Origin of the sequence: Massilia soli (assembly GCF_016809835.1) — a bacterium.
In the GTDB taxonomy this organism is placed as follows: domain Bacteria; phylum Pseudomonadota; class Gammaproteobacteria; order Burkholderiales; family Burkholderiaceae_D; genus Telluria_A; species Telluria_A soli.
The window spans coordinates 534639-557455 of record NZ_JAFBIL020000003.1 but is presented as its reverse complement, the minus strand read 5'-3'; the positions used below and the strand labels follow the sequence as shown (position 1 = coordinate 557455).

The 22817-nt window shown below is 63.8% G+C and carries 21 protein-coding genes and 1 pseudogene; 14 read left to right on the top strand and 8 right to left on the bottom strand.

Annotated features, from left to right (window positions below):
• The first annotated feature begins 74 nt into the window (after positions 1–74).
• On the top strand, positions 75–2342 hold the full coding sequence (locus I4X03_RS09970; protein ID WP_223468062.1) for an arginine/lysine/ornithine decarboxylase: 2268 nt from the start codon (positions 75–77) through the stop codon (positions 2340–2342).
• Between the two features lie 89 nt (positions 2343–2431).
• On the opposite strand, the gene dcd is transcribed toward I4X03_RS09970, so the two are convergent.
• The 6 genes from dcd to I4X03_RS09940 all read right to left on the bottom strand — a co-directional run bounded on the left by dcd (position 2432) and on the right by I4X03_RS09940 (position 9202).
• Positions 2432–2998: a dCTP deaminase gene (dcd, locus tag I4X03_RS09965; protein ID WP_223468061.1), complete on the bottom strand. Its 567-nt coding sequence runs from the start codon at positions 2996–2998 to the stop codon at positions 2432–2434.
• Positions 2999–3051: 53 nt separating this feature from the next.
• Positions 3052–3864: an alpha/beta fold hydrolase gene (locus tag I4X03_RS09960; RefSeq protein WP_223468060.1), complete on the bottom strand. Its 813-nt coding sequence runs from the start codon at positions 3862–3864 to the stop codon at positions 3052–3054.
• Between the two features lie 91 nt (positions 3865–3955).
• Entirely contained in the window at positions 3956–6310 is a 2355-nt protein-coding gene (locus I4X03_RS09955; protein WP_223468059.1) for a DNA internalization-related competence protein ComEC/Rec2, read from the bottom strand.
• A gap of 121 nt (positions 6311–6431) precedes the next feature.
• Complete coding sequence (locus tag I4X03_RS09950; protein ID WP_223468058.1) at positions 6432–7247, bottom strand: TatD family hydrolase; 816 nt, start codon at positions 7245–7247, stop codon at positions 6432–6434.
• Position 7248: 1 nt separating this feature from the next.
• Entirely contained in the window at positions 7249–7944 is a 696-nt protein-coding gene (lolD, locus tag I4X03_RS09945; RefSeq protein ID WP_223468057.1) for a lipoprotein-releasing ABC transporter ATP-binding protein LolD, read from the bottom strand.
• Entirely contained in the window at positions 7937–9202 is a 1266-nt protein-coding gene (locus I4X03_RS09940) for a lipoprotein-releasing ABC transporter permease subunit (protein WP_223468056.1), read from the bottom strand. Before I4X03_RS09940 ends, lolD begins: the two co-directional genes overlap by 8 nt.
• 165 nt (positions 9203–9367) lie before the next feature.
• Between I4X03_RS09940 and I4X03_RS09935 the strand changes: the two genes are divergently transcribed.
• From I4X03_RS09935 to recJ, 4 genes are all read left to right on the top strand, one after another.
• On the top strand, positions 9368–10555 hold the full coding sequence (locus I4X03_RS09935; protein WP_223468055.1) for a hypothetical protein: 1188 nt from the start codon (positions 9368–9370) through the stop codon (positions 10553–10555).
• A gap of 24 nt (positions 10556–10579) precedes the next feature.
• Positions 10580–11344: a ferritin-like domain-containing protein gene (locus I4X03_RS09930; RefSeq protein WP_223468054.1), complete on the top strand. Its 765-nt coding sequence runs from the start codon at positions 10580–10582 to the stop codon at positions 11342–11344.
• A 102-nt stretch (positions 11345–11446) separates the two neighbouring features.
• Positions 11447–12475 (top strand): hypothetical protein, encoded by a 1029-nt coding sequence (locus tag I4X03_RS09925; RefSeq protein ID WP_223468053.1) that lies wholly within the window; start codon positions 11447–11449, stop codon positions 12473–12475.
• Positions 12472–14166, top strand: a complete 1695-nt coding sequence (recJ, locus tag I4X03_RS09920) for a single-stranded-DNA-specific exonuclease RecJ (protein WP_223468052.1) — start codon at positions 12472–12474, stop codon at positions 14164–14166. Before I4X03_RS09925 ends, recJ begins: the two co-directional genes overlap by 4 nt.
• A gap of 6 nt (positions 14167–14172) precedes the next feature.
• Here recJ and I4X03_RS09915 read toward each other — a convergent pair whose 3' ends face one another.
• Positions 14173–14505, bottom strand: coding sequence for a hypothetical protein (locus tag I4X03_RS09915; RefSeq protein WP_223468051.1), 333 nt, complete (start codon positions 14503–14505; stop codon positions 14173–14175).
• A 130-nt stretch (positions 14506–14635) separates the two neighbouring features.
• Here I4X03_RS09915 and I4X03_RS09910 point away from each other — a divergent pair, with 130 nt between their 5' ends.
• From I4X03_RS09910 to I4X03_RS09890, 5 genes are read left to right on the top strand one after another with little or no spacing between them, the layout of a single operon-like run.
• Positions 14636–15076 (top strand): MbcA/ParS/Xre antitoxin family protein, encoded by a 441-nt coding sequence (locus tag I4X03_RS09910; RefSeq protein ID WP_223468050.1) that lies wholly within the window; start codon positions 14636–14638, stop codon positions 15074–15076.
• A gap of 2 nt (positions 15077–15078) precedes the next feature.
• Positions 15079–15762 carry an RES family NAD+ phosphorylase gene (locus tag I4X03_RS09905; protein WP_223468049.1) on the top strand — a complete coding sequence of 228 codons (684 nt, stop codon included), beginning with the start codon at positions 15079–15081 and terminating at the stop codon, positions 15760–15762.
• Positions 15763–15781: 19 nt separating this feature from the next.
• Positions 15782–16102 (top strand): DUF2288 domain-containing protein, encoded by a 321-nt coding sequence (locus I4X03_RS09900; protein ID WP_223468048.1) that lies wholly within the window; start codon positions 15782–15784, stop codon positions 16100–16102.
• Positions 16099–16767 carry a class I SAM-dependent methyltransferase gene (locus I4X03_RS09895; RefSeq protein ID WP_223468047.1) on the top strand — a complete coding sequence of 223 codons (669 nt, stop codon included), beginning with the start codon at positions 16099–16101 and terminating at the stop codon, positions 16765–16767. Before I4X03_RS09900 ends, I4X03_RS09895 begins: the two co-directional genes overlap by 4 nt.
• Positions 16764–17000: a hypothetical protein gene (locus I4X03_RS09890; protein ID WP_223468046.1), complete on the top strand. Its 237-nt coding sequence runs from the start codon at positions 16764–16766 to the stop codon at positions 16998–17000. The genes I4X03_RS09895 and I4X03_RS09890 overlap by 4 nt, the downstream gene beginning before the upstream one ends.
• Before the next feature lie 335 nt (positions 17001–17335).
• On the opposite strand, the pseudogene I4X03_RS09885 reads toward I4X03_RS09890, so the two are convergent.
• Positions 17336–19336, bottom strand: a pseudogene (locus I4X03_RS09885) (bifunctional 2',3'-cyclic-nucleotide 2'-phosphodiesterase/3'-nucleotidase); the annotation flags it as partial.
• Positions 19337–19356: 20 nt separating this feature from the next.
• On the opposite strand from I4X03_RS09885, the gene I4X03_RS09880 reads away from it, so the two are divergent.
• The 4 genes from I4X03_RS09880 (at position 19357) to lysS (ending at position 22784) form a co-directional block, all read left to right on the top strand.
• On the top strand, positions 19357–19536 hold the full coding sequence (locus I4X03_RS09880) for a hypothetical protein (protein WP_223468115.1): 180 nt from the start codon (positions 19357–19359) through the stop codon (positions 19534–19536).
• A protein-coding gene (gene prfB / locus I4X03_RS09875) for a peptide chain release factor 2 (protein ID WP_223468045.1) occupies positions 19453–20563 on the top strand; the annotation gives its coding sequence in 2 pieces (ribosomal slippage) (positions 19453–19533 and positions 19535–20563; 1110 coding nt in all). The genes I4X03_RS09880 and prfB overlap by 84 nt, the downstream gene beginning before the upstream one ends.
• The gene (locus I4X03_RS09870) at positions 20560–21225 is read left to right on the top strand and encodes an HAD family hydrolase (RefSeq protein ID WP_223468044.1); all 666 of its coding nucleotides are present in this window, start codon (positions 20560–20562) and stop codon (positions 21223–21225) included. Before prfB ends, I4X03_RS09870 begins: the two co-directional genes overlap by 4 nt.
• Positions 21226–21251: 26 nt before the next feature.
• The gene (gene lysS / locus I4X03_RS09865; RefSeq protein WP_223468043.1) at positions 21252–22784 is read left to right on the top strand and encodes a lysine--tRNA ligase; all 1533 of its coding nucleotides are present in this window, start codon (positions 21252–21254) and stop codon (positions 22782–22784) included.
• The last annotated feature ends 33 nt before the right edge of the window (positions 22785–22817 follow it).

Genomic DNA, 22817 nt, shown 5'->3' with positions numbered 1-22817 from the left:
TTTTCGGTGCCGTGAGCGACGTCCTGCCTTTGTGGCGGTGACAGCCCTCGCGGCGCTTCGCTTTGGAGCTGCCCATGAAATTTCGTTTCCCAATCGTCATTATCGACGAGGATTTTCGTTCCGAGAACACCTCGGGCCTCGGCATTCGCGCACTCGCAGCCGCGATGGAAAAGGAAGGCATGGAAGTGCTTGGCCTGACCAGCTATGGCGACCTGTCGCAATTCGCGCAGCAGCAGTCGCGCGCGTCGGCCTTCGTACTGTCGATCGACGATGAGGAATTCGGCGCGGGCTCGATCGAAGAGACCAACTTCGCGCTGACCGCGCTGCGCGCCTTCGTCAAGGAGATCCGCCACAAGAACGCGGATATCCCGATCTACATCTACGGCGAAACGCGCACCTCGCGCCACATCCCGAACGACGTGCTGCGCGAGCTGCATGGCTTCATCCACATGTTCGAGGACACGCCGGAGTTCGTCGCGCGCCACATCATCCGCGAAGCGAAGTCGTATCTCGACGGCCTGGCGCCGCCGTTCTTCCGCGCGCTGGTCAACTATGCCAACGACGGTTCGTATTCGTGGCACTGCCCCGGCCACTCGGGCGGCGTGGCTTTCCTGAAGTCGCCGATCGGCCAGATGTTCCACCAGTTCTTCGGTGAGAACTTGCTGCGCGCCGACGTCTGCAACGCGGTGGAAGAACTCGGCCAGCTGCTGGACCACACCGGCCCGGTCGCCAAGTCGGAGCGCAACGCCGCACGCATCTTCAACGCCGACCACTGCTACTTCGTCACCAACGGCACCTCGACCTCGAACAAGATGGTCTGGCACTCGACCGTCGCGCCTGGCGACATCGTCGTCGTCGACCGTAACTGCCACAAGTCGATCCTGCACTCGATCATCATGTGCGGCGCGATCCCTGTGTTCCTGATGCCGACCCGGAATCACCTCGGCATCATCGGCCCGATCCCGCTCGAAGAGTTCACGCCTGAATCGATCGCCCGCAAGATCGAGGCCAATCCGTTCGCCCGCGAAGCCGTCAACAAGAAGCCACGCATCCTGACCATCACCCAGTCGACCTACGACGGCGTGGTGTACAACGTCGAGACCCTGCGCGAAATGTTGGACGGCAAGATCGACACGCTGCACTTCGACGAAGCGTGGCTGCCGCATGCGACCTTCCACGACTTCTACAAGAACATGCACGCGATCGGCAAGGACCGCCCGCGCGCCAAGGAGTCGATGATCTTCTCGACCCAGTCGACCCACAAGCTGCTCGCCGGCCTGTCGCAGGCGTCGCAGGTGCTGGTGCGCGAATCGGAATCGGTCAAGCTGGACCAGGACGCATTCAATGAAGCCTACCTGATGCACACCTCGACCTCGCCGCAGTATTCGATCATCGCCTCGTGCGACGTCGCCGCTGCCATGATGGAAGCGCCGGGCGGCACCGCGCTGGTGGAAGAGTCGATCTTCGAAGCGCTCGACTTCCGCCGCGCGATGAAGAAGGTCGACGCCGAATTCGGCAACGACTGGTGGTTCAAGGTCTGGGGACCGGACACCTTCAGCGAAGAAGGCATCGGTACCCAGGACGACTGGATGATCCGCGCCGAAGACACCTGGCACGGCTTCGGCAAGCTGGCGCCGGGCTTCAACATGCTCGACCCGATCAAGGCGACGGTTGTCACGCCTGGCCTGTCGCTGGACGGTCAGTTCGGCGAAAGCGGCATTCCTGCGTCGATCGTCACCAAGTACCTTGCCGAGCACGGCGTCATCATCGAGAAGTGCGGCCTGTACTCGTTCTTCATCATGTTCACGATCGGTATCACCAAGGGCCGCTGGAACACGCTGGTCACGGCGCTGCAGCAGTTCAAGGACGACTACGACAAGAACCAGCCGATGTGGCGCATCCTGCCGGAATTCGCGGCAGCGAACCCGCGTTACGAAGCCTGGGGCCTGCGCGACTTGTGCCAGTCGATCCATGACTTCTACAAGAAGTCGGACGTGGCCCGCCTGACCACCGAGATGTACCTGTCGGACATGATTCCTGCGATGAAGCCGTCGGACGCCTTCGCCAAGATGGCGCACCGCGAGATCGAGCGCGTCTCGATCGAAGAGCTGGAGGGCCGCATTACCGCCATCCTGCTGACGCCTTACCCGCCGGGCATTCCGCTGCTGATTCCGGGCGAGCGCTTCAACAAGACCATCGTCGACTACCTGCGCTTCGCACGCGACTTCAACGAGCGCTTCCCAGGCTTCGAGACCGACGTGCACGGCCTGGTCAAGCGCGAAGTGGACGGCAAGATGGGCTACTTCGTCGACTGCGTGAAGCTGGACGGCGAACTGCGCTAATCGCCAGCGCCGGCATCATAAAAAAAGGAACCTCGCGGTTCCTTTTTTATTGGCCGTTCCCGCGCAGGCGGGAATCCATACCACCGTTGCTACGCCTTCGGCAGCGTCACCCCAACCTGCCCCTGGTACTTCCCGCCGCGATCCTTGTACGAGGTTTCGCAGACTTCGTCGCTCTCGAAGAACAGCACCTGCGCGCAGCCCTCGCCCGCATAGATCTTGGCCGGCAGCGGCGTGGTGTTCGAGAACTCCAGCGTCACGTAACCTTCCCACTCAGGCTCGAACGGCGTCACGTTGACGATGATGCCGCAGCGCGCGTAGGTCGACTTGCCGAGGCAAACCGTCAGCACGTTGCGCGGAATGCGGAAGTACTCGATGGTACGCGCCAGCGCGAACGAATTCGGCGGAATGATGCAGACATCGCTCTTGATATCGACGAACGAGTTCGAATCGAAGTTCTTCGGGTCGACGATGGTGCTGTTGATGTTGGTGAAAATCTTGAACTCGTCGGCGCAGCGGATATCGTAGCCGTACGAGGAGGTGCCGTAGGAGATGATCCGGCGACCGTCTTCTTCGCGCACCTGGTTCGGTGAAAACGGTTCGATCATGCCGGTGGATTCGGCCATGCGGCGGATCCATTTGTCGCTCTTGATAGTCATCGCTGGAGTCTTCGTGGAGAAAAGGGAACCCAGCGATTTTACGCGAAAAAAATTCAGCCAGGTTGGCCGGCCTGCTTCAACAGCCGTTCTATCATCTCGCGCGTCAGTTTCGCGGTCAGCTCGGGCGACTCCATCGGGAACAGGTGCCCGCCCTCGATCTCGACAAAATTGTCGCCGACCAGCTGCCTGGTGGCGCCGCGCCCGGCCTGGCGCAGTTCGACCGATTGGGTGCCGGCGACGAAACCGATCGGCACCGGGAAGCGCTTTCCGGTCACGCTGCCCATGTGGTGCGGGAGGGCGTTGTAAATTTCGGTCTCGACCTCGCGCGAGAAGCGCAGCTCGACGCCGCCGTCCTGGTGCGGCTTGAGGCCGTGCTCGAGGTAGGCATCGAGCACGCCGGGAGCCCAGGCCGCAAACATGTCCTTGGCGTTGAAATGCTCGTACGCGGCCGCCCGGTCGGGCCATGCCGTGCGCCGCCGGCGCGAGAACCTGGCCGGCGAAAAGCGGTCTGCGTGGCCAAGCCACTTCACAATCCGCCACAGCCACGCACGCCAGCCGGCGACCACCGGCGAGTCGAGCATCACCACGCAGCGTACCAGTTCGGGGCGCTGCTTCGCCGCCATCATGCTCAGCATGCCGCCCAGAGAATGACCGACCAGGATCGCAGGCTGATGGTAGCTTTCGAGCTGTTCGATCAGTTCGGCCACCAGCTCGGGCCAGCCGTCGGTGACCGGGTAACGCGGGTCGTGGCCATGCATGTCGACGCAGCGGATGTCGAAATCGGCGCGCAGGTAGTCGAAGAAGTGGCTGTAGGCGCCAGCGGGGTAGCTGTTGCCGTGGCTGAAGTGCAGCAGGGGTTTGGTCATTGTCTGGTTGGCCGGCGCTTGAGCCGCGCAAGCCTGGTTGGTGTGGCGTGAATTGTAATGCGATTGGCGGCGCCCGGTTAGAAGGAACCGTCTAGCGCAGGTGCCAGTATCTGGCGCGCTCGCGGCGGTATTCGGTCGCGCCCAGCGCGGCGCCGAACCTGAACGTCACCGCGCCTGATTCATCGGTCCGCAAGCGCGTGACACCCATCTTTTCGTAGCGCTCGACCACCTCGGCTTTCGGATGGCGGTAGCGGTTGCGGTAGCCAACCTGGAACAGCGCGACGTGCGGCCCCACGCCCGTCAGGAATGCCTGGGTCGACGAGGTGCCGCTGCCGTGGTGCGGCGCCAGCAGCACCTGCGACTGCAGGCCGTGCGGCGCGCGCGTCAACAGCTGCGCCTCCTGCGCCGCTTCGATGTCGCCCGCCAGCAGGATAGCGTGTTTGCCCGCGCTGATCCGCAGGGTACAACTGCGGGCATTCGCTTTCAGGCCGGTGTCGGCGTAGCTCTCGCTGGTCGGATGCAGCACATCGAAGCGGATCCCATCCCAGTGCCAGCGCTGGCCAGCGGCGCAGCGATGGTGCGATGGCGACGCCTTGACGACGGGGTGATCGGCGCGGAGCGATGAGGCGACCCACCCGGTCTTGATGGCAGCGAGGATGTCCAGCGCGCCGCCAGCGTGATCGACGTCGCTGTGCGAGACCATGATGCCGTCGAGGCGCTCGATGCCCCGCCCCCGCAGATACGGAAGGATCACCCGGTTGCCGCCGTTGGATTCGTCCGAGTAGCGCGGCCCGGTATCGTAGAGCAGACGGTGACTGGAAGTTTCGATCAGCAGTGCGGTGCCCTGCCCCACGTCGAACGCCGTGACATGCATCTCGCCCGCGGGTGGATGGGTCGGGAGATTGGCAAGCATCGGCAGCCATCCGGCTACCCCGATCCAGCGTACCGGCCAGCCGCGTGGCGCCAGCATCCAGAGCGTCCCCGCCAGCGCAAAGGCGAACATCCACGGCTCGGGTGCGGGCGCAGTCCACACCGCAAGCGGCAGGTCGCCCAGCCACCCGAGCAGCGCCGCCAGTGCCGCCATGACCAGGTGCGCGGCGCCGAGCACGATATGCGAGAGCGGGGCAGGAAGCAGGCTGCCGGCCAGCGAGAGCGGCGTGACGATGAAGCTCACCAGAGGAATCGCCAGTGCGTTGGCGATCGGGCTGACCAGCGACACCTGCGAGAACAGCAGCATCGTCAGCGGCACCAGCCCGATAGTCACAACAGCCTGGGTGTGCGCGGCCACGCGCAGCGCACCTGCCATCCGGGCTTCGCGTGGCGCGATCCGGCCGCTGGTCGCGTACAGGATCATGGCCACCGCCCCGAACGACAGCCAGAAGCCAGGTGCCAGCACCGCCCAGGGATCGATCAGCACGACCACCCCGAGGGCCGTGCACAGCACGTGCGATACGCTGGCAAGGCGGCCGCACCACAGCGCGATCGCGACCACGGTCAGCATGTAGAGCGTGCGCTGCGCCGGGATGCCGAAGCCAGCCAGCAGCACGTACACCAGCCCGACCCCGGCGCCGGCCAGCGCCGCCACCTTTTGCGCCGGAATAATCAACGGGAGCTGCGCACTGGTGAAGAACGAGCGGCGCCACAGGCTTGAAGCGATCCACGCGAACAGCCCCGCAACCATCGTAATGTGCAGCCCGGAGATCGACACAAGGTGGCTGATGCCGGTGCGGTTGAACACCTTCCAGTCCGACTGGTCGATGGCGCGCTGGTCGCCGACCACCAGCGCGACGATCACGCCGGCGTACGGCTGGTCCGGCAGGGCCGCGCGAATCCGCGCACGCAGCGTCGCCCGGGCGCTTCCGACGATGCTTGAAAAGCTTGGAACGAAGCTGTCGATGCGCTGGTTTCCGGCGTCCGGCCTGACGTAGCCGGTTGCGCGTATGCCCTGCTCCAGCAGCCACGCTTCATAATCGAAGCCGTGCGGGTTGGCGTTGCCATGCGGGCGCTGAAGGCGCACGGTCAACCGCCAGCGCTCTCCCGGCTGGACATTGCCAACCTGCTGGCGCGCGTCGCGAAAGCCGGTGTACCACGCCAGTGCGAGGCGCGGCGGAACCGGAAATTGCGCGCCGCGCGCCTCCTCGACCTTGAGGTGAAACCGCACTCCCTGGTCGAATGTATATGGCAGGCTGTCGACAATGCCCACCACGGTCAGGTCGCACCCTTCATCGGCCTTCGACAAGTTGGGCGCCAGGGCCAGCTGAGCGATGTAGGCGGCCCAGCAAAATCCTAGCGCTACGCCGGCAAGTAAGGCCAGCGCCGCGTGCCTGAACACCAGCATCAGCACACCTGCGGCGGCCAGGCCGGCCAGCACGGCGTCGCCAGGAAGGCTGGCGCGCGTCTGCAGCAATGCGGCGCCGGAAACGACGCCAAGAATCAGGCAGCGCATGGTGGCGGACCGGACAAGACAATCCGCCAATACTGCGCCACCTGGAGAAGCCATTCTTAACAATCGTCAAGCTTGGATGCGTGTCCCTGGCTTAATTCAGCACGGCGCCACCACGATGAATTTATGGCAACTTTAAGTGACCAAACAATTTGCCCAGCCGGGGCATCGCAGCGACCGCGTTTACCGCGGTTGCTTCCCTGATCGCCGCGACCGACAGCGCGCGCAGTTCGGCGAGCACCGCCCCAATCCCGGGCAGGTACTCCGGGCTGTTGCGGCCGGGATGAATCCACGCCGGCGAGATATCCGGCGCGTCGGTTTCCAGCACGATCGCTTCCAGCGGCAGCGTGGCCGCCAGCCTGCGTATCTGCAGCGCGCGCGTAAACGTCATCGCACCGCCGAAGCCTAATTTGAAACCCAGGTCGATGAATCCCTGCGCCTGCTGGAAGCTGCCGTTGAATGCGTGGGCGATGCCGCCTGCCGGCCGGATCTGCCGCACATGCTTCAAGACCTGGTCTTGCGAGCGCCGCACATGCATCAGCACCGGCAGCTCGAAATCGCGCGCGATGCGAAGCTGCTCGCGGAAGAAGTACTCCTGCTTCTCGCGCATCGCCGGTTCGCACAGCATCGGAATGAAGTAATCCAGGCCGATTTCGCCAACCGCCACAAACCGCGGATCTGCCAGCGCGGCTTCGACTGCCTGGCGCAAGGTGGCCAGGTCGTCTTCACCGGCCTGCGGAACATAGATCGGATGTATGCCGAGCGCATAGCTGGCGTTGGGCGCGTCGGCCGCCATCCTGGCCACCAGCGCGAAGTTATGCCGGTCGACCGCCGGGATGACGATCATTCCGACATTGGCCTCCCCTGCCCGGCCAGCCACCGCCAGCGACTCGCCGCCGAATTCATGCGCGTCAAGGTGGCAGTGGGTGTCGATCCACATCTCAGGCTTCCTGCAGCCCGTTTTCGGTCAGGCGCAGCACGCGGTCGCAGCGGCGCGCCAGTTCGATATCGTGGGTCACGATGACGAACGCGGTCCCGAGCGACTTCGACAGCTCCAGCATCAGGTCGAAGACATGCTCCGCGGTGGCATGATCGAGGTTACCGGTCGGTTCGTCGGCCAGCACGCAGCCTGGCTGGGTGACCAGGGCGCGCGCAAGAGCGACGCGCTGGCGTTCGCCGCCCGACAGTTCGCCCGGCACGTGAATCACGCGCTTGGCCAAGTTGACGCGGGCCAGGATCTCCTCGGCCTTTGCGACCGCCACGGCACGCTTCTCGCGGCGGATCATCAGCGGCATCGCGACGTTGTCGAGCGCCGAAAATTCCGGCAGCAGGTGGTGGAACTGGTAGACGAAACCGAGCATGTTGTTACGCAGCTCGCCGCGGCGCGTTTCCGACAGATTGGCGAAGTCCTCGCCCATCAGGCTGACCGACCCGGTGGTCGGCGTATCGAGCCCGCCCAGCAGGTGCAGCAGGGTCGACTTGCCGGAGCCGGACGCGCCGACGATCGCAACCCGCTCGCCGCGATAGATCGCGAAGTCGATGTTGTTCAGCACCGGCACCGAGTACGAGCCCTGGGTGAAGGTCTTGCCAAGGCCGCTGCATGCAAGCACTGGCGTCTTGTGGTTGATATCATTCATAGCGCAGTGCCTCCGCAGGTTTGACGCGAGCCGCCGAATAGCTTGGATACAGCGTGGCGACGAAGGCCAACACCACCGACATGCCGCCGATTTTGGCGACGTCGAGCCAGCGCAGGTCGGACGGCAAGGCGCTGATCAGGTAGATGTCCTTGGACAGGAACTCCACGCCCAGCATGCGTTCGATGAACGGCACGATCACATCGATGTTCAGCGCCACCAGCACGCCGAAACCGACACCCATCGCGGTGCCCATGATGCCTACCAGCGCGCCCTGGATCATGAAGATCTTCATGATCGAGCGCGGCGACGAGCCGAGCGTGCGCAGGATCGCGATGTCGGCCTGCTTGTCGGTCACCGTCATGACCAGGGTCGAGACCAGGTTGAACGCGGCGACGGCGATGATCAGGGTCAGGATGATGAACATCATCTTCTTCTCGGTCTGCACCGCCGCGAACCAGTTGGCGTTCTGCTTCGACCAGTCGCGGATCAGCAGCTCGCCCGACATCGACTTGGCCAGCTCCTGGGCCACGAAAGGCGCGCGGTGCATGTCTTCGATGCGAAGGCGCACGCCGGACGGCGCTTCCAGGCGCTCCATCTTCTGCGCGTCGTCGATGTTGATGAATGCCAGGCCCGAGTCGAACTCGAAATGGCCTGCTTCAAAAATGCCGGACACGGTGAACGAGCGGGTACGCGGCAGCACGCCGGCCGGCGTGGTCTGGGCCTGCGCCAGCATCATGGTGACCTTGTCGCCCATGTCGACGTTGAGCGAACGCGCCAGCGCGTAGCCCAGCACGATGTTGAACGAACCTGGCTCGAGCGAGTCGAGGCTGCCGCGCTTGACGTTCTTGGCCACGTCCGAGACCTTGCCTTCTTGCGACGGCAGGATGCCGCGGATGACCGATGGACGCATCACGCCGTCCTGCAGCAGCATGCCCTGGGTTTCGACGAACGGCGCCGCGCCTTTGACGGCCGGGTTGGCGAAGGCTTCCTTCGAGGCCTGCTGCCAGTTGGGCATGGCGCCGCGCGCGTCGAATACTTCGATGTGGGCCAGCACCGACAGCATGCGGTCGGTGACTTCCTTCTGGAAGCCGTTCATTACCGACAGCACCACGATCAGGGCGGCGACGCCGAGCGCGATGCCGGCCACTGAGATGAGGGAGATAAACGAGATAAAGCTGTTGCGCCCGCTACGGCGGCCGGCGCGCGTGTAGCGCAGCCCGACCAGCCATTCATACGGCAATTTATGGATGATGCTCATGGAATCCGAATGTTTATATAAGAGCACGAAGTGTGCCACACAAAGCTCATCCGTGAATAGGACTTGCACAATTGAATCGCCCTCGCAGGCGGAAAAATCATCGAACTTGGCGCCCGTTCGAGGAATCGAATGGAGACGGCATATTTGTCCGCGAAGGAGCAGGCCATGGCTTTCAGTTTATTCGATTCCAAGGGCGTCCACGTCGACAACCAGCACTTTACCTGGCGCGACATGGTCCAGAAACCCATCAGCAAACTCGACGATGACGCGTTTACCCGCGTCCGCATCATTCTTACCAACGGGCTCGAGAACGAAGCCCTGCGCTTTGGCCACATGGCGGCGCGCCACAACCTGGCACTCAGGCTGCCGCTGGCAAAGGTCCGCCGCACCGAGCAGCACCAGGCAACCATGATCAACTGGCTGATCGCAGCCGATCATTCGCCGCTCGAAACGACCATCGCGTACGAACAGACCGCCATCGAAGTGACCGCGGCGGTCGCCCAGCGCGAACCCGACACTTACCTGGCGCAGGTCTACCGTTTCGGCCTGCTCGAAGATTTCGACCACCTGTACCGCTTTTCGGCCCTGCTGGACCGGATGGAGGGCAAGGACGCCAACAACATCCTGCAAAGCTATACCGACGTGATGCACGGGCGACCGACCAGCGAACATCACCGCGCGCCTGAAGATGAGCTGCGGCGTCCGTACGTCTCCAGCACAGCCGACCTGATCACCAGGTTGCACGCGCTAATGCTTGTCGCGGGCGAATACCAGACCCACGACTATTACATGAATATCGGGCCGCTATTTGCCGATCCGCTGGCGCGCCAGCTGTACGCCGAGATCGCGTCGGTGGAAGAGCAGCACGTGACGCAGTACTCGTCCATCCTCGACCCGGGCGACAGCTGGCTCGAACAATGGGTGCTGCACGAGGCCACCGAATGCTATCTGTACTATAGCTGCATCGAGCAGGAATCCAACCACCACGTGCGCGCCATCTGGGAGCGCTTCCTCGATTACGAGCTGGGACACTTCCACATGGCGTGCGAAGCGTTGCAAAAGTTTGACAGCCGCGATCCAGCCGAAATCATCGCCTCCAGCATCGACAGCCCGCTCGCATTCCGAAGCCAGCGCGACTTCGTCCGCAAGGTGCTCGCCAGCGAAATCGACGTGCGCGCCGACGGCACCCGGTTCATCGACAAAGCGCAGGAAGGCGCGCTGTCGCAGCGCTACCGCGCGATGGTCAACACCGATGGGTCGCCGAGCGATACCGTGGCGTCCGGCTATGTCTGGTCGCCGGGAACCGAACTTTACCGAAAAAAATGGACGACGCCGGGCGTGCATACGCACTGAAACGGCTCGGCCCAGGGAGGAACAATGAGTACGCAAACTGAACCTGTCGGAATAAACCGCACCGGCATCCAGATGTCGCCCATCGACAGCAAGGCGATGACCGACGTCGACCCCGACCTGATGCAAGGAAACGAAGGCGACGATTCGCCAATGGCCGAGCTGCGCAGTCCCTATATTATCGACGCCGATTCGCTGGGCTCGGTTCCGCTGCCGGGTACTGTCACGGGCATGCTCAGCATGGGGCTGGACATGCTGAAGGGCGAAAGCCCGCAGATCCTGATGGACAAGCTGGGCGAGCGCCTGGCGTTCGAGCGAACCGGCGCCAGGCTGTACGACGCCTTGATCACCAAGTGCGAGGTCATGCTCGACGATACCGAAATCAGCATGACCATCGACGACCTGGACGACATCCGCGAAGACGAGGCGCGCCACTTCCTGATGGTGTCCGACGCCATCGAATCGCTGGGTGGCGACCCGACGTCGCAAACGCCAAGCGCCGACCTGTGCGGCGTGGAGTCGCTGGGACTGGTGCAGGTGCTCAACGACCCGCGCACCAGCATCGCGCAGTCGCTGCACGCAATCGTCACGGCCGAGCTCAGCGACAAGGCGGGCTGGGAGACCCTGATCGCGCTGGCGGACGAACACGGCCTGACCGACATGGTGAGCAACTTCACCATCGCGCTCAACAATGAACGAGAACACCTGGCGCTGGTACAGACCTGGTACGAGGAAGCCATTGGCCTGACGTATGGCGACGTGGAGCTTGGCGGCGGCGACGAGCAAATCTGACGCATCGGATCGGCCTGGGCGGCCGCCGCTGCCTGCGGCCGCATCGGCGCGCCCATCCGCTCGCAATTTCTCCTTGAGACACCAGATGAAATACAATGCGGCATGACCCAGATTTCGCTTGTCCTGCCGTTTGCCCTCCCCCCTCCTGAACTGGCTCCCGACCTGGTGCGCGCACTGGAGGCGCCGGCTCTTGCCAGCCTGATAAGCCGCACATCGTCCTTCAGGCAGGTTCCCTTCGACGGTCCGCAGCGGATGCTGCCGCACGAGCTGTGGCTGGCGCGCGCGATCAGCCTTGACGCGAGCGACCGCCCGGCGCTGGCGGTGCAATCGATGCTCGGATTCGGGCTCGACCCCGGCGACGGCAACTGGTTCATCATCCATCCGATCCACATCGAAATCGCGCGCAGCCACATGCTGATGGCCGACCTGCGCAGCCTGAACCTGGACGACAGCCATTCGCGCATGCTGTTCGAGGCCGCCAAGCCCTACTTCGACGAGACCGGCAAGACGCTGCTGTACGGCGATGCGCACACCTGGTTCATGCGCGCTGACGGCTGGACCACGCTGGACACCGCCACACCCGACGCCGCGGCCGGCATGAATCTGTCAGACTGGCTGCCAAAGGGCGACAAGTCGGTCGAGTACCGCAAGCTGCAGAACGAAGTCCAGATGCTGTGGTTCCAGAACCGGGCAAACAGCGAGCGCGAAGGGCGCGGACAGCGCGCCATCAACGGTTTCTGGCCATGGGGCTGCGCCAGCGCGCTTGAAACCATTCCGGAAGCCGCTCCGCTGCTTGCCACGCGCGACGCACCGGGCTGGCTGTCGTCCATGGCGCACATGCGCGGACCGACCTTGAAGGAGCTTGTCGACGACACCGACGGCGACGCCATTTTCGTCTGCGATACGCTGACCCAGGCTGCCATCGGCACCGAATGGGCCGCCTGGCTGGCGCAGATGAAGCACCTCGACAAGACCGTGTTCGCGCCGGCGCTGGCGGCTGTGCGCGACGGCCGCATCAAGAAACTGCGCATGGTGCTGAGCCACCGCGACCGTCATCTCGAACTCACCACCTCCAAACTGGCGCAGAACATGTTCTGGCGCCGCCCCACGCTTGACCGATTGCTGCCATGACCCGAATCGCTACACGTCCCTGCTCGTTCCGAACCTCCGAGATGCTGCGCCAGGGCGGCGTGCACCCGGTGCTCGCCCGCCTGTTCGCCTCGCGCGGGCTGACCGACGCGCGCGAGCTCTCGAGCGAGCTGGCCGCGCTGGTGCCGCCTTCCGGCCTGCTGCACATCGACGCGGCCGCGGTGTTCCTCGCCGACGCGATCGCCGCGCAAAAGCGCATGGTCATCGTCGCCGATTACGACTGCGACGGCGCCACCGCCTGCGCCACCGCCTTGCGCGGATTGCGGGCGATGGGCGCGCATGTCGATTACATCGTGCCGAACCGCTTCGAGTACGGCTACGGCCTGACGCCGGAGATCGTCGCGCTGACCGCGCGCGAAAAGACGCCTGACATCATCATCACCGTCGACAACGGCATTGCCAGCATCGACGGCGTGCTGGCCGCAAAGCGCCTGGGCATCGATGTCGTCGTGACCGATCACCACCTGCCCGGCGACACCCTGCCGGAGGCACGCGTCATCGTCAACCCGAACCAGCCGGAATGCGGCTTCCCGAGCAAAAACCTGGCCGGCGTCGGCGTCGTGTTCTACGTGCTGCTGGCGCTACGGGCGGAGCTGCGCCGGCGCGGCATCTTCGACGCGCAGACGCAGCCGAAGCTCGACAACCTGCTCGACCTGGTCGCGCTGGGCACCGTAGCCGACGTGGTCAAGCTCGACGCCAACAACCGCATCCTGGTCGCCCAGGGCATCAAGCGCATGCGCGCCGGCCGCATGCACGCCGGCGTCGCCGCGTTGTTCCGCGTGGCGGGCCGTGAAGCGCGCAGCGCGTCGCCGTTCGACCTTGGCTTCGCGGTCGGCCCGCGCCTGAACGCCGCCGGCCGCCTGGACGACATGTCGCTGGGGATCGAATGCCTGACGACCGACGACGAGGGCCGCGCTTGGGCGATCGCCCAGCAGCTCAACGACATCAACCTGAAGCGGCGCGAGATCGAAGCGGACATGCAGGACACCGCCCTGCTCCATCTCGACTCTTTCGAGCCGGCCAGCAGCAGCACGATCTGCGTATTCGACGAGAGCTGGCACCAGGGCGTGATCGGCATCGTCGCCTCGCGCCTGAAGGAGAAGTTCTTCCGGCCGACCATCACCTTCGCGCCGGGCAGCGACGGCTGGCTGAAAGGTTCCGGCCGATCGATTCCCGGCTTCCACCTGCGCGACGCGCTTGACCTGGTATCGAAGCGCGCGCCGTCCCTGATCGACAAATTCGGCGGCCATGCGATGGCGGCCGGCTTGACGATCCGTGCCGAATCGCTCGCGGCCTTCCAGCAAGCCTTCGAAGAAGTCGGCCGCGCGCTGCTCACGCAGCAGCAGCTCGAGCGCGTCATCGAGACCGACGGCCCGCTGGAGGACGCCTATTACACGACCCAGTTCATCGAGGTGATCGATGGCCAGGTATGGGGCCAGGGCTTCGCGCCGCCGCTGTTCTGCGACGAGTTCCGCGTGGTCAGCCAGCGCATCCTCAAGGAGCGCCACCTCAAGCTGCTACTGGAGCGTAACGGCCAGCGCTACGACGCGATCTGGTTCGGCCACACGGCATCGGTCGGCGACCGCGCACGGGTGGCGTTCCGGCTCGACGCCAACGAGTATAACGGCGTCACCAAGGTCCAGCTGATGGTCGAACACGCCGAACCGGCGTAAGGCTGCCTAGCCCAGGCTCTTTTGCACCATCAGCAGCACGCCGCCGACCAGGGCGGCGGTCGCGATCCAGGCCGCCATGCGGGTCAGGAGCGCCAGGTACTTCTCGCGCTCGACCGGGTTGTTGACCCAGTTGCGGCTGAAGGCCACGCCGTCGGGTCCAACCACAAAATACACCGCCGGCAAAAAGATGAAAATCGCCGCGACACCGAGCCAGAGCGCGTTTTCCGCAAGCCCCGATGAAAACGCGCCGCTGCCGGACCAGATGGCATACGGCAGCACGCCCAACCCGGTCCAGATTCCAGCAAAGGCGGCGCTACGGTTGCTCGGTTGGTTATTCATCTCTTCCTTATTGTGAACTCGCGGTTGCTCATTCTGCCATGATATTGCCAGAAGCCAAACATGGCGCATTGCGCACCGCTTGCATCGCTATCGGAATCGGAGTATAACTAATCCATTACCGGAGCTAATTATGAACAATCTAGCCTACGCCTACCCAAAAAGCCGCTTTGAGCCGGCCGTACTGGTTGACCTGAACGCCCGGCCTGAGCGTGAGCGCCTGTCCAAGTCCGCCCTCAAGGGGTTCTTCCAGCTGGTGGCGGCCTGGAAGCTGCGCGATGAAGACGCGCGCGAACTGCTTGGCGGCCTGTCCTCGTCCACCTTCTACGAATGGAAAAAGAACCCTGACCGGGTGCTCGAGGTCGACCGCATCACCCGCATCTCCTACCTGCTGGGCATCTACAAGGCCCTGCACATCCTGTACGGCGACCAGCTGGCCGATGAATGGGTCACGCTGCCGAACAAGAACCCGGTGTTCGGCGGCCGCACGCCGCTGTCGCAAATGCTGGCGGGCGGCCTGCTGGCCATGCAAATGGTGCGCAAGCTGCTCGACGCCCGCCGCGGAGGCCTCTGATCTTGTCGCGCGAACCAAAGCTGGTGCAGCTGCGCCAGTTCGACACCTGCCGACTGATCCCGTCGCGCTTTGCCGACGTCGAGGATTCGGTGCTGAGCCCCCTCGCCGACAGCACCGACGTGCTGCGCGACCTGTTCGAACTCGACAACGCGACCAATGAGCGCCTGCGCGGCGAGTACGGCGGCCTGCCTGGCATCGGCGTCGACGAGCTGGTGTTCGGCGTGCCGAACTTCCGGATCATTAACGCGGCCTATACTTATCCGCGCCCCGAAGGCAGCCGCTTCAACGACGGCGAGCGCGGCGCGTGGTACTGCGCGTTCGACGCCGCCACCGCGCTGGCCGAGATCACCTTCCATAAAACCGTGGAGTACCAGGAGATCGACCGCTTCGACGACAGCGTCACCTACCAGGTCATGCTGGCCGATTTCACCAGCACCTTCCACGACCTGCGCGGCCAGAAAACCTTCGACAAGGCGCTCGACCCGTCGAGCTACATCGCGTCGCAGCAGCTTGCGGCCGCGCTGCTCGACGCCGGTTCGATGGGCATCATCTACCCGAGTGTGCGGCGAAACGGCGGCATCAACCTCGCCTGCTTCCGCCCTGCGCTGGTGGGCAATGTGCGCAAGGGCCAGGCGTATCGGTTAACATGGGCGGGTTCGCCGGATCCGGTGATCGAACCTCTCTGACCTTAATACCGACTCAAGCATGAAAACCAAGCCCGAAAACGATACCGACCTGCGCATCAAGATCAACCGCGAGACCGCGCGCCTGCCGTGGTCCGAACTGGAGAAGCACTTCGCGCAAGGAAACGTGGTGTTCGTCAGCCCGGAACTGGACCTGATCGACGTCGCGCTGCGCGTCTCGCATGACGACAAGGACAGCATCAGCCGCTGGATGGCCGAAGGCAAAGTGGCCAAGGTGACCGATGTGCAGGCGGCCACCTGGTCCGCCGCAGACGCGACAGTGTGGGCCTCGGTCGTCAGCCCGTTCGTGCTGGTGCAACCCGAGAAAACGAAACTCCATTGAAGCCATTGAGCGACGAAAAGATCATCGATTCATGGTCGAAGAATACCGACCCGTGGACCAACGCCGTGCGCGGCGGCGAAATCGAAAGCCGCAAGCTGGTCACCGACAAGGCGATCGTTGACGCGGTGCGCAGCCGCTCGCCGCGTAGCGGCATCGACATCGGCAGCGGCGAAGGTTGGCTGGTTCGCGCCCTCGACGGCGTCGCGATGATCGGCGTCGATGTGGTACCGGGCCTGATCGACAAGGCCAACGCAGCCGGCGGCGGCGACTTCCGGGTCATGTCGTACGAAGAGATCGGCGCGGGAGCGCTGGACGCGGCGGTCGATGTCGCGATCTGCAACTTCTCGTTGATCGGCAAGGAATCCGTCAATAGCCTGCTGCGTGCGGTACCATCGCTGCTCAACCCTGGCGGCGCGCTGGTTGTGCAGACGCTTCATCCGCACGTCGCGTGCGGCGAGGCGGCCTACCAGGATGGCTGGCGCGAAGGATCGTGGTCCGGCTTCAGCGCCGATTTCACCGATGCCCCGCCGTGGTACTTCCGCACCCTCGAAACCTGGGTGCGAACCTTGAGCGACTGCGGTTTCCGGCTTCTCGAGATGCGCGAATCCATTCACCCGACGACAGGCAAGCCAGTCTCCGTCATTTTTATCAGCGAACCAATATGAAGACCATTTTTACGGCGTCGGTTTTCGACGCAACCGTCATCGTCAACGGAAACGAACTGTTCAAGGGACAGGGCTCGGCCAGCATGTGGGCCGAGAAGCTGGCCGCCGAACTGGAAACCACCATCACAGTGGAGAAAATCGGCACCGGCTGGGCCTTGCGCGGCGTGGTCGACGGCGTTGACCGCACCTGGGGCGTGCATGGCCAGCGCCTGATGCAGATCGAGCGCGCCTGACCGAACTGCTACTGCGCGCGATGCCGCATCGCGTGCGCCATTTCCTTTATCAACACAGCGGCCTGGTGTTCATCGCGCTCGAATCCCATCGAGCCGTCCCTCAGCGCCATCGCCTTCTGCTGCATCGCCTCCGGATGGTCGCGCGCCACCGCGGCTTCCAGCCACTTGCGCGCCTCCTCCAGGTTCTCGGCTGCATACAGCATGTTCGACAGCAGGAACATCGCGTTCGGCTCGCCAGCGTGGGCTGATGCCTGGATCGCCTTCGCAGCGTCAGGGCTGCCGGACCTGGCCGCCGCGCCGGATTTGCCCAGACGATTGGCGGCAGCCGCGGCCGACTGGGACAGATCAATCGCATACAGCGCGAAGCCCTTGCCGGCGCCGTCGTCGGCGCGCAGCTGCGAGACATGTCGCAGTCCGGCCTCGTGCGCCAGCGCAGTCAGTCCTGGCGCCGAGTGGAACACCACCGGGCCTGCCGTCTTCACTTTAGCGAACGACCAGCTGCGATTGGCGCCATGGTCCGCGCGGGTAAGGCTCCTGGTCTGCTTGACGTAGGCGATCAGTACCTCACGGTTGTTATCGGGCGAAGCGATCACCGTCTTGCTGCCATCAAGCCCAGGGAAGCCGCCACCGCCACTGGCACGATAGTTATTGGTCGCGACAAGGAACTCGTCTGCCGCGCCAACCGGCTTGCCGCGGTAGCTGAGGTTCTGGATCCGGTTGCCCACCGGCCGCGTCACATCGATCTGGTAGCGCACGTCAGGCGAGGTCAGGGTGTCGAAGTTATACGATGCGAATGCCGGGTTGACCAGTTCCTGCGGTTCCTTGCGGGCCGGATCGATCGTATTGAAGCGGCCGGCCGAATGCTCCAGCCAGGCCTTCAGCTCCAGTCCATTGACTTTGACTGCGTACAGCGCGTTGGGATACAAGTACAGGTCAGCCGCGTTGTTCAGCGCGAGGCTACCGGCCGCCACATCGGTGAAGTCGGTCACGCCGGCGTTGCCGCTTTTGAACGGCGCGGACATCGACAGCACCGGCAGGTTTGCGTACTGGGGCAGCGAGGTCTTGACATAGTTGGTCACATAGTCAGCCTGCGCCAGGTTCACCACCGCCATCGCGGAGACGTCGCCGACGTCGGCGAAGTAGGTCGACATCCGAAAGCCCGTCACACCGACCGGCGTCTTCACATAGCGGATGGTTGCCTCGTGCTCTTCCGCGACCAATGCCGCCACCGCCGGATCGGCAGCGACATAGCGCTTGTCGGGGTGCTGCGCGCCGCGCGCCTCCACGGTGGTGGCCGGCTTGTCGACCACCCAGCGCCGCCCGTCATGCGCGAGCTGCAGGCCGATGACGCCCAGGTGCTTGCCCCACAGGTTGGCCATCACGGTCGGCACGCCGTGCACCAGGCCTTTCGCTTTGTCCACGCCAGGCAGGTTGAATTGCGCGGCGGTGCTTTTCGCATTTGGGAAGACCTGGTGGGAATGACCGATCAGCATGGCGTCCACGCCAGGCACCTGGGCCAGGTAATAGTTCGCGTTTTCCATCGTTGGCGAGTAAGGCGACGCATCCAGGCCGCCATGCGATATCGCGACGATCAGCTCCGCCCCTTTGGCGCGCATCTCGGGAATGTACTTTTGCGCCGATTCGCGCACGCCTTCCGTGTAGACCTTCCCGTCGAGCCAGCGCTTGTCCCAGGACATGATCGTCGGCGGGGCAAAACCGATGATGCCTACCTTGAGCGTTGCCGTGAACGGTTTGCCCGCGGCATCCTGCGCCGTGATCGTCTTGTCGATGATGTGGTACGGCGCGAACAGCGGCTGGCGCGTCTTAAGGCTGTAGACGTTAGCCAGCACCTGCGGGAACGCCGGGCCGGCGCAGCGCGGCTTTGCCGGGTCGACGCCATCGACGTCGAAGCGGTTGCCGGTCACCTGCGACAAGTGCGCAAGGCCATAATTGAATTCATGGTTGCCGATGCCGCCGCCATCGAACCTCAGGTGGTTCATCGCCTTGTAGATCGAGATCACCTGGCCGCAGGCGCGCGGCGCCACCAGGGCCTCGTAGTCCGATAGCGCGGTTCCCTGGATGGTGTCGCCATTGTCGAGCAGCAGCGTGTTGGCGTACTGACTGCGCGCTTCGGCGATCAGCGTGGCGGTGCGGTCGAAGCCAAGCGACGCGTCGGGCGCCAGCTTGTAATAGTCGTAGCCGACCACATTCGAATGAAGGTCGGTCGTTTCCAGCAGCGCGACGGTGGCGCGGCTGCCCGCCGGGATGCCCACCGCCGTGGTGGCACAAGCGCTTAGCAGCGCTGGAACAAGCAAAGTATAAATTTGATAACGCATGGCCGGCCCGGATGTGAAGTATGGGCTGGATGATACGGGACGGCCGCCTGCCCGGGCAAGCCGGCATCGGGTATAATCTAGGGTTCGATTCAACCAATTATTTAGACCGGAACGCCATGGAAGCCGAACGCATCAACGCCCTCTCCGCCCTGCTGAACGATCTCACCGATCGTGAAGCCGAACTTCGGAGGTATCTTTGACTTCGATACCAAGTCAGAGAAGCTCGAACAAGTAAACGAAGAACTCGAAGATCCGACCGTCTGGGACGATCCTAAACGCGCGCAGGATCTCGGCAAGGAGAAGAAGGCGCTGGAGGCCATCGTCGACACGCTGACCAAGGCCAAGGCCGACCTGGGCGATGCGAACGACCTGTTTGCGATGGCGCGTGAAGAAGCCGACGACGACACGCTCGAGGCGATCATCGGCGACGCCGACGAAATCCGCAAAGTCATCGAAGCGATGGAGTTCCGCCGGATGTTCAACAATCCGATGGACCCGAATAACTGCTTCATCGACATCCAGGCTGGCGCAGGCGGCACCGAAGCGCAGGACTGGGCGTCGATGCTGCTGCGCCAGTACCTGCGCTACTGCGAACGCAAGGGCTTCAAGGTCGAGATCATGGAGCAGTCGGACGGCGAGGTCGCCGGCATCAAGACCGCCACGCTGAAAGTCGAAGGCGATTACGCCTACGGCCACCTGCGCACCGAGACCGGCGTTCACCGCCTGGTGCGCAAGTCGCCGTTCGACTCGGCCAACGGCCGCCACACCTCGTTCACCAGCCTGTTCGTGTACCCGGAAGTGGATGACTCGATCGAGATCGACGTCAACCCGGCCGACATCCGCATCGACACCTATCGCGCCTCGGGCGCGGGTGGACAGCACATCAACAAGACCGACTCCGCGGTGCGCATGACGCACATGCCGTCCGGGATCGTGGTGCAGTGCCAGAACGACCGAAGCCAGCACCGCAACCGCGCCGAAGCGATGGACATGCTCAAGGCGAAGCTGTACGAACTCGAACTGCGCAAACGCATGAGCGAGCAGCAGAAGCTGGAAGACTCCAAGACGGATGTGGGCTGGGGTCACCAGATCCGCTCGTACGTGCTGGATCAGTCGCGCATCAAGGATTTGCGCACCAACTTCGAGACCGGCAATACCAAGGGCGTGCTGGACGGCGACCTGGACGACTTCATCTCGGCGTCCCTGAAGCAGGGCGTAGGCTCATGACCGCAACCCGCCGTGCCTTCGTGTTCGACATGGACGGCACGATCGTCGATAACATGTCGTTCCATACCGACTCGTGGATCGCGTTCTTCAAGCGCCGCGGCATGGACATCGATGCCGATGAATTCTTCCGCACCACGGCCGGCCGCCAGGGCAAGGAGATTATCCGCGCCCACATGGGCGAGGACCTGCTCGACCATGAAGTGCTTGAACTGAACCTTGAGAAGGAAGCGGTCTACCGCGAGCTGTACGAGCCGCACCGCAAAACCGTCACTGGTTTTGACGACCTGGTTGAACAAGCCAGGCTGCGCGGCGTCGCATTGGCGGTAGCGACGGCTGCGCCGAACGCGAATATCGAATTCACCCTCGATGGCCTCGACCTGCGCCGCCACTTCGACACCGTGGTCGGCGCCGCCGATGTCGCGCGCGGCAAGCCGCATCCGGACGTGTTCCTGCTCGCAGCCGAACGCTGCGGCGTCGCGCCGGAGAACTGCATCGTGTTCGAGGACGCGCCGTTGGGCGTTGAGGCGGCGCGCCGCGCAGGCATGCGCTGCGTTGTGCTGACGACCACCCTGCCCGCCGAAGCCTTTGCCGAATTCGACAACGTGATCCACATCGCCAGCGATTTTTCCGAGCTGACGATCGACGAGCTGTTCCCCGCATAATCAATCAAAAACTAGCGATACTTATCATGACTACGGATATCCAAGAACAAGCCGCCGCCCCGGCCGACGAAAACAAGATCATCGCCGAGCGCCGCGTCAAGCTGGCCGCACTGCGTGAAAAAGGCGTGGCATTCCCGAACGATTTCCGTCCACAGCACAAGGCGGCCGACCTGCACGCGCAGTACGGCGCCAAGTCGCGCGAAGAACTCGAAGCCGAAGCGATTCCGGTTGTCCTGGCGGGCCGCATGATGCTCAAGCGCGAGGCCGGCAAGAAGGCCGCCTTTGCGACGCTGCAGGATTCGTCGGGCGATCGCGCCGATGGCCGCATCCAGATCTACGCCACGCTCGACCTGACCGGCGAAGCGGCGATGGAAGCGCTGCACCACTATGACCTGGGCGACATCCTGGGCGTTGAAGGCACGCTGTTCAAGACCAAGACCGACGAACTGACGATCAAGGTCACCAGCCTGCGCCTGATCACCAAGTCGCTGCGCCCGCTGCCGGACAAGTTCCACGGCCTGGCCGACCAGGAGACCAAGTACCGCCAGCGCTACGTCGACCTGATCATGAGCGAAGATACGCGCCGCACCTTCAAGGCGCGTACCGCCGCGATGTCGTCGATCCGCCGCTTCATGGAAAAGAACGACTTCATGGAAGTCGAAACGCCGATGCTGCACACCATTCCTGGTGGCGCCGCGGCCAAGCCGTTCATCACCCACCACAATGCGCTCGACATGGAGATGTTCCTGCGTATCGCGCCGGAGCTGTACCTGAAGCGCCTGGTGGTCGGCGGCTTTGACCGCGTGTTTGAAGTGAACCGCAACTTCCGCAATGAGGGTGTCTCGCCGCGCCATAATCCGGAATTCACCATGATGGAGTTCTACGCGGCCTACGTCGATTACCAATGGCTGATGGACTTCACCGAAGCCGTCATCCGCCAGGCGGCGATCGACGCGCACGGCACCGCGATGCTGACCTACGGCGGCCGCGAGCTGGACTTGTCGAAGCCGTTCAACCGCCTGACCATCGTCGGCGCGATCAACAAGTACGCTCCGCACTACACCGGCGAGCAGCTGAACGACGCGGCCTTCATCCGCACCGAACTGAAGAAATTCGGCGTGAACCCGATGTCGACCTGGGGCCTGGGCGCGCTGCAACTGGCGCTGTTCGAGGAGACGGCCGAAGCGCAGCTCTGGGAGCCGACCTACATCATCGACTACCCGGTGGAAGTGTCGCCGCTGGCGCGCGCGTCGGACACGCGCGAAGGCATCACCGAACGCTTCGAGCTGTTCATCGTCGGCCGCGAAATCGCCAACGGCTTCTCGGAGCTGAACGACTCCGAAGACCAGGCAGCGCGCTTCCTGGCCCAGGTGGCGGCAAAGGACGCAGGCGATGAAGAAGCGATGTTCTACGACGCGGACTACATCCGGGCGCTGGAATACGGCATGCCGCCAGCCGGGGGCTGCGGCATCGGCATCGACCGCCTGATGATGCTGATTACCGACTCGCCGAACATCCGCGACGTGATCCTCTTCCCGCACCTGCGCCGCGAAGACTAAGCAGAATGAGAAATGGGACCCTTCGGGGTCCCA

Bases quoted from the DNA above. Each gene is read 5' to 3' on its own strand.
- I4X03_RS09915 (WP_223468051.1), bottom strand. From the start codon at position 14,505: ATGAATAACCAACCGAGCAACCGTAGCGCCGCCTTTGCTGGAATCTGG.
- I4X03_RS09960 (WP_223468060.1), bottom strand. From the start codon at position 3,864: ATGACCAAACCCCTGCTGCACTTCAGCCACGGCAACAGCTACCCCGCT.
- dcd (WP_223468061.1), bottom strand. From the start codon at position 2,998: ATGACTATCAAGAGCGACAAATGGATCCGCCGCATGGCCGAATCCACC.
- I4X03_RS09935 (WP_223468055.1), top strand. From the start codon at position 9,368: ATGGCTTTCAGTTTATTCGATTCCAAGGGCGTCCACGTCGACAACCAG.
- I4X03_RS09880 (WP_223468115.1), top strand. From the start codon at position 19,357: ATGGGCTGGATGATACGGGACGGCCGCCTGCCCGGGCAAGCCGGCATC.
- I4X03_RS09930 (WP_223468054.1), top strand. From the start codon at position 10,580: ATGAGTACGCAAACTGAACCTGTCGGAATAAACCGCACCGGCATCCAG.
- I4X03_RS09950 (WP_223468058.1), bottom strand. From the start codon at position 7,247: ATGTGGATCGACACCCACTGCCACCTTGACGCGCATGAATTCGGCGGC.
- I4X03_RS09925 (WP_223468053.1), top strand. From the start codon at position 11,447: ATGACCCAGATTTCGCTTGTCCTGCCGTTTGCCCTCCCCCCTCCTGAA.
- lolD (WP_223468057.1), bottom strand. From the start codon at position 7,944: ATGAATGATATCAACCACAAGACGCCAGTGCTTGCATGCAGCGGCCTT.
- I4X03_RS09955 (WP_223468059.1), bottom strand. From the start codon at position 6,310: ATGCGCTGCCTGATTCTTGGCGTCGTTTCCGGCGCCGCATTGCTGCAG.
- I4X03_RS09940 (WP_223468056.1), bottom strand. From the start codon at position 9,202: ATGAGCATCATCCATAAATTGCCGTATGAATGGCTGGTCGGGCTGCGC.
- I4X03_RS09890 (WP_223468046.1), top strand. From the start codon at position 16,764: ATGAAGACCATTTTTACGGCGTCGGTTTTCGACGCAACCGTCATCGTC.
- recJ (WP_223468052.1), top strand. From the start codon at position 12,472: ATGACCCGAATCGCTACACGTCCCTGCTCGTTCCGAACCTCCGAGATG.
- I4X03_RS09910 (WP_223468050.1), top strand. From the start codon at position 14,636: ATGAACAATCTAGCCTACGCCTACCCAAAAAGCCGCTTTGAGCCGGCC.
- I4X03_RS09870 (WP_223468044.1), top strand. From the start codon at position 20,560: ATGACCGCAACCCGCCGTGCCTTCGTGTTCGACATGGACGGCACGATC.
- lysS (WP_223468043.1), top strand. From the start codon at position 21,252: ATGACTACGGATATCCAAGAACAAGCCGCCGCCCCGGCCGACGAAAAC.
- I4X03_RS09970 (WP_223468062.1), top strand. From the start codon at position 75: ATGAAATTTCGTTTCCCAATCGTCATTATCGACGAGGATTTTCGTTCC.
- I4X03_RS09900 (WP_223468048.1), top strand. From the start codon at position 15,782: ATGAAAACCAAGCCCGAAAACGATACCGACCTGCGCATCAAGATCAAC.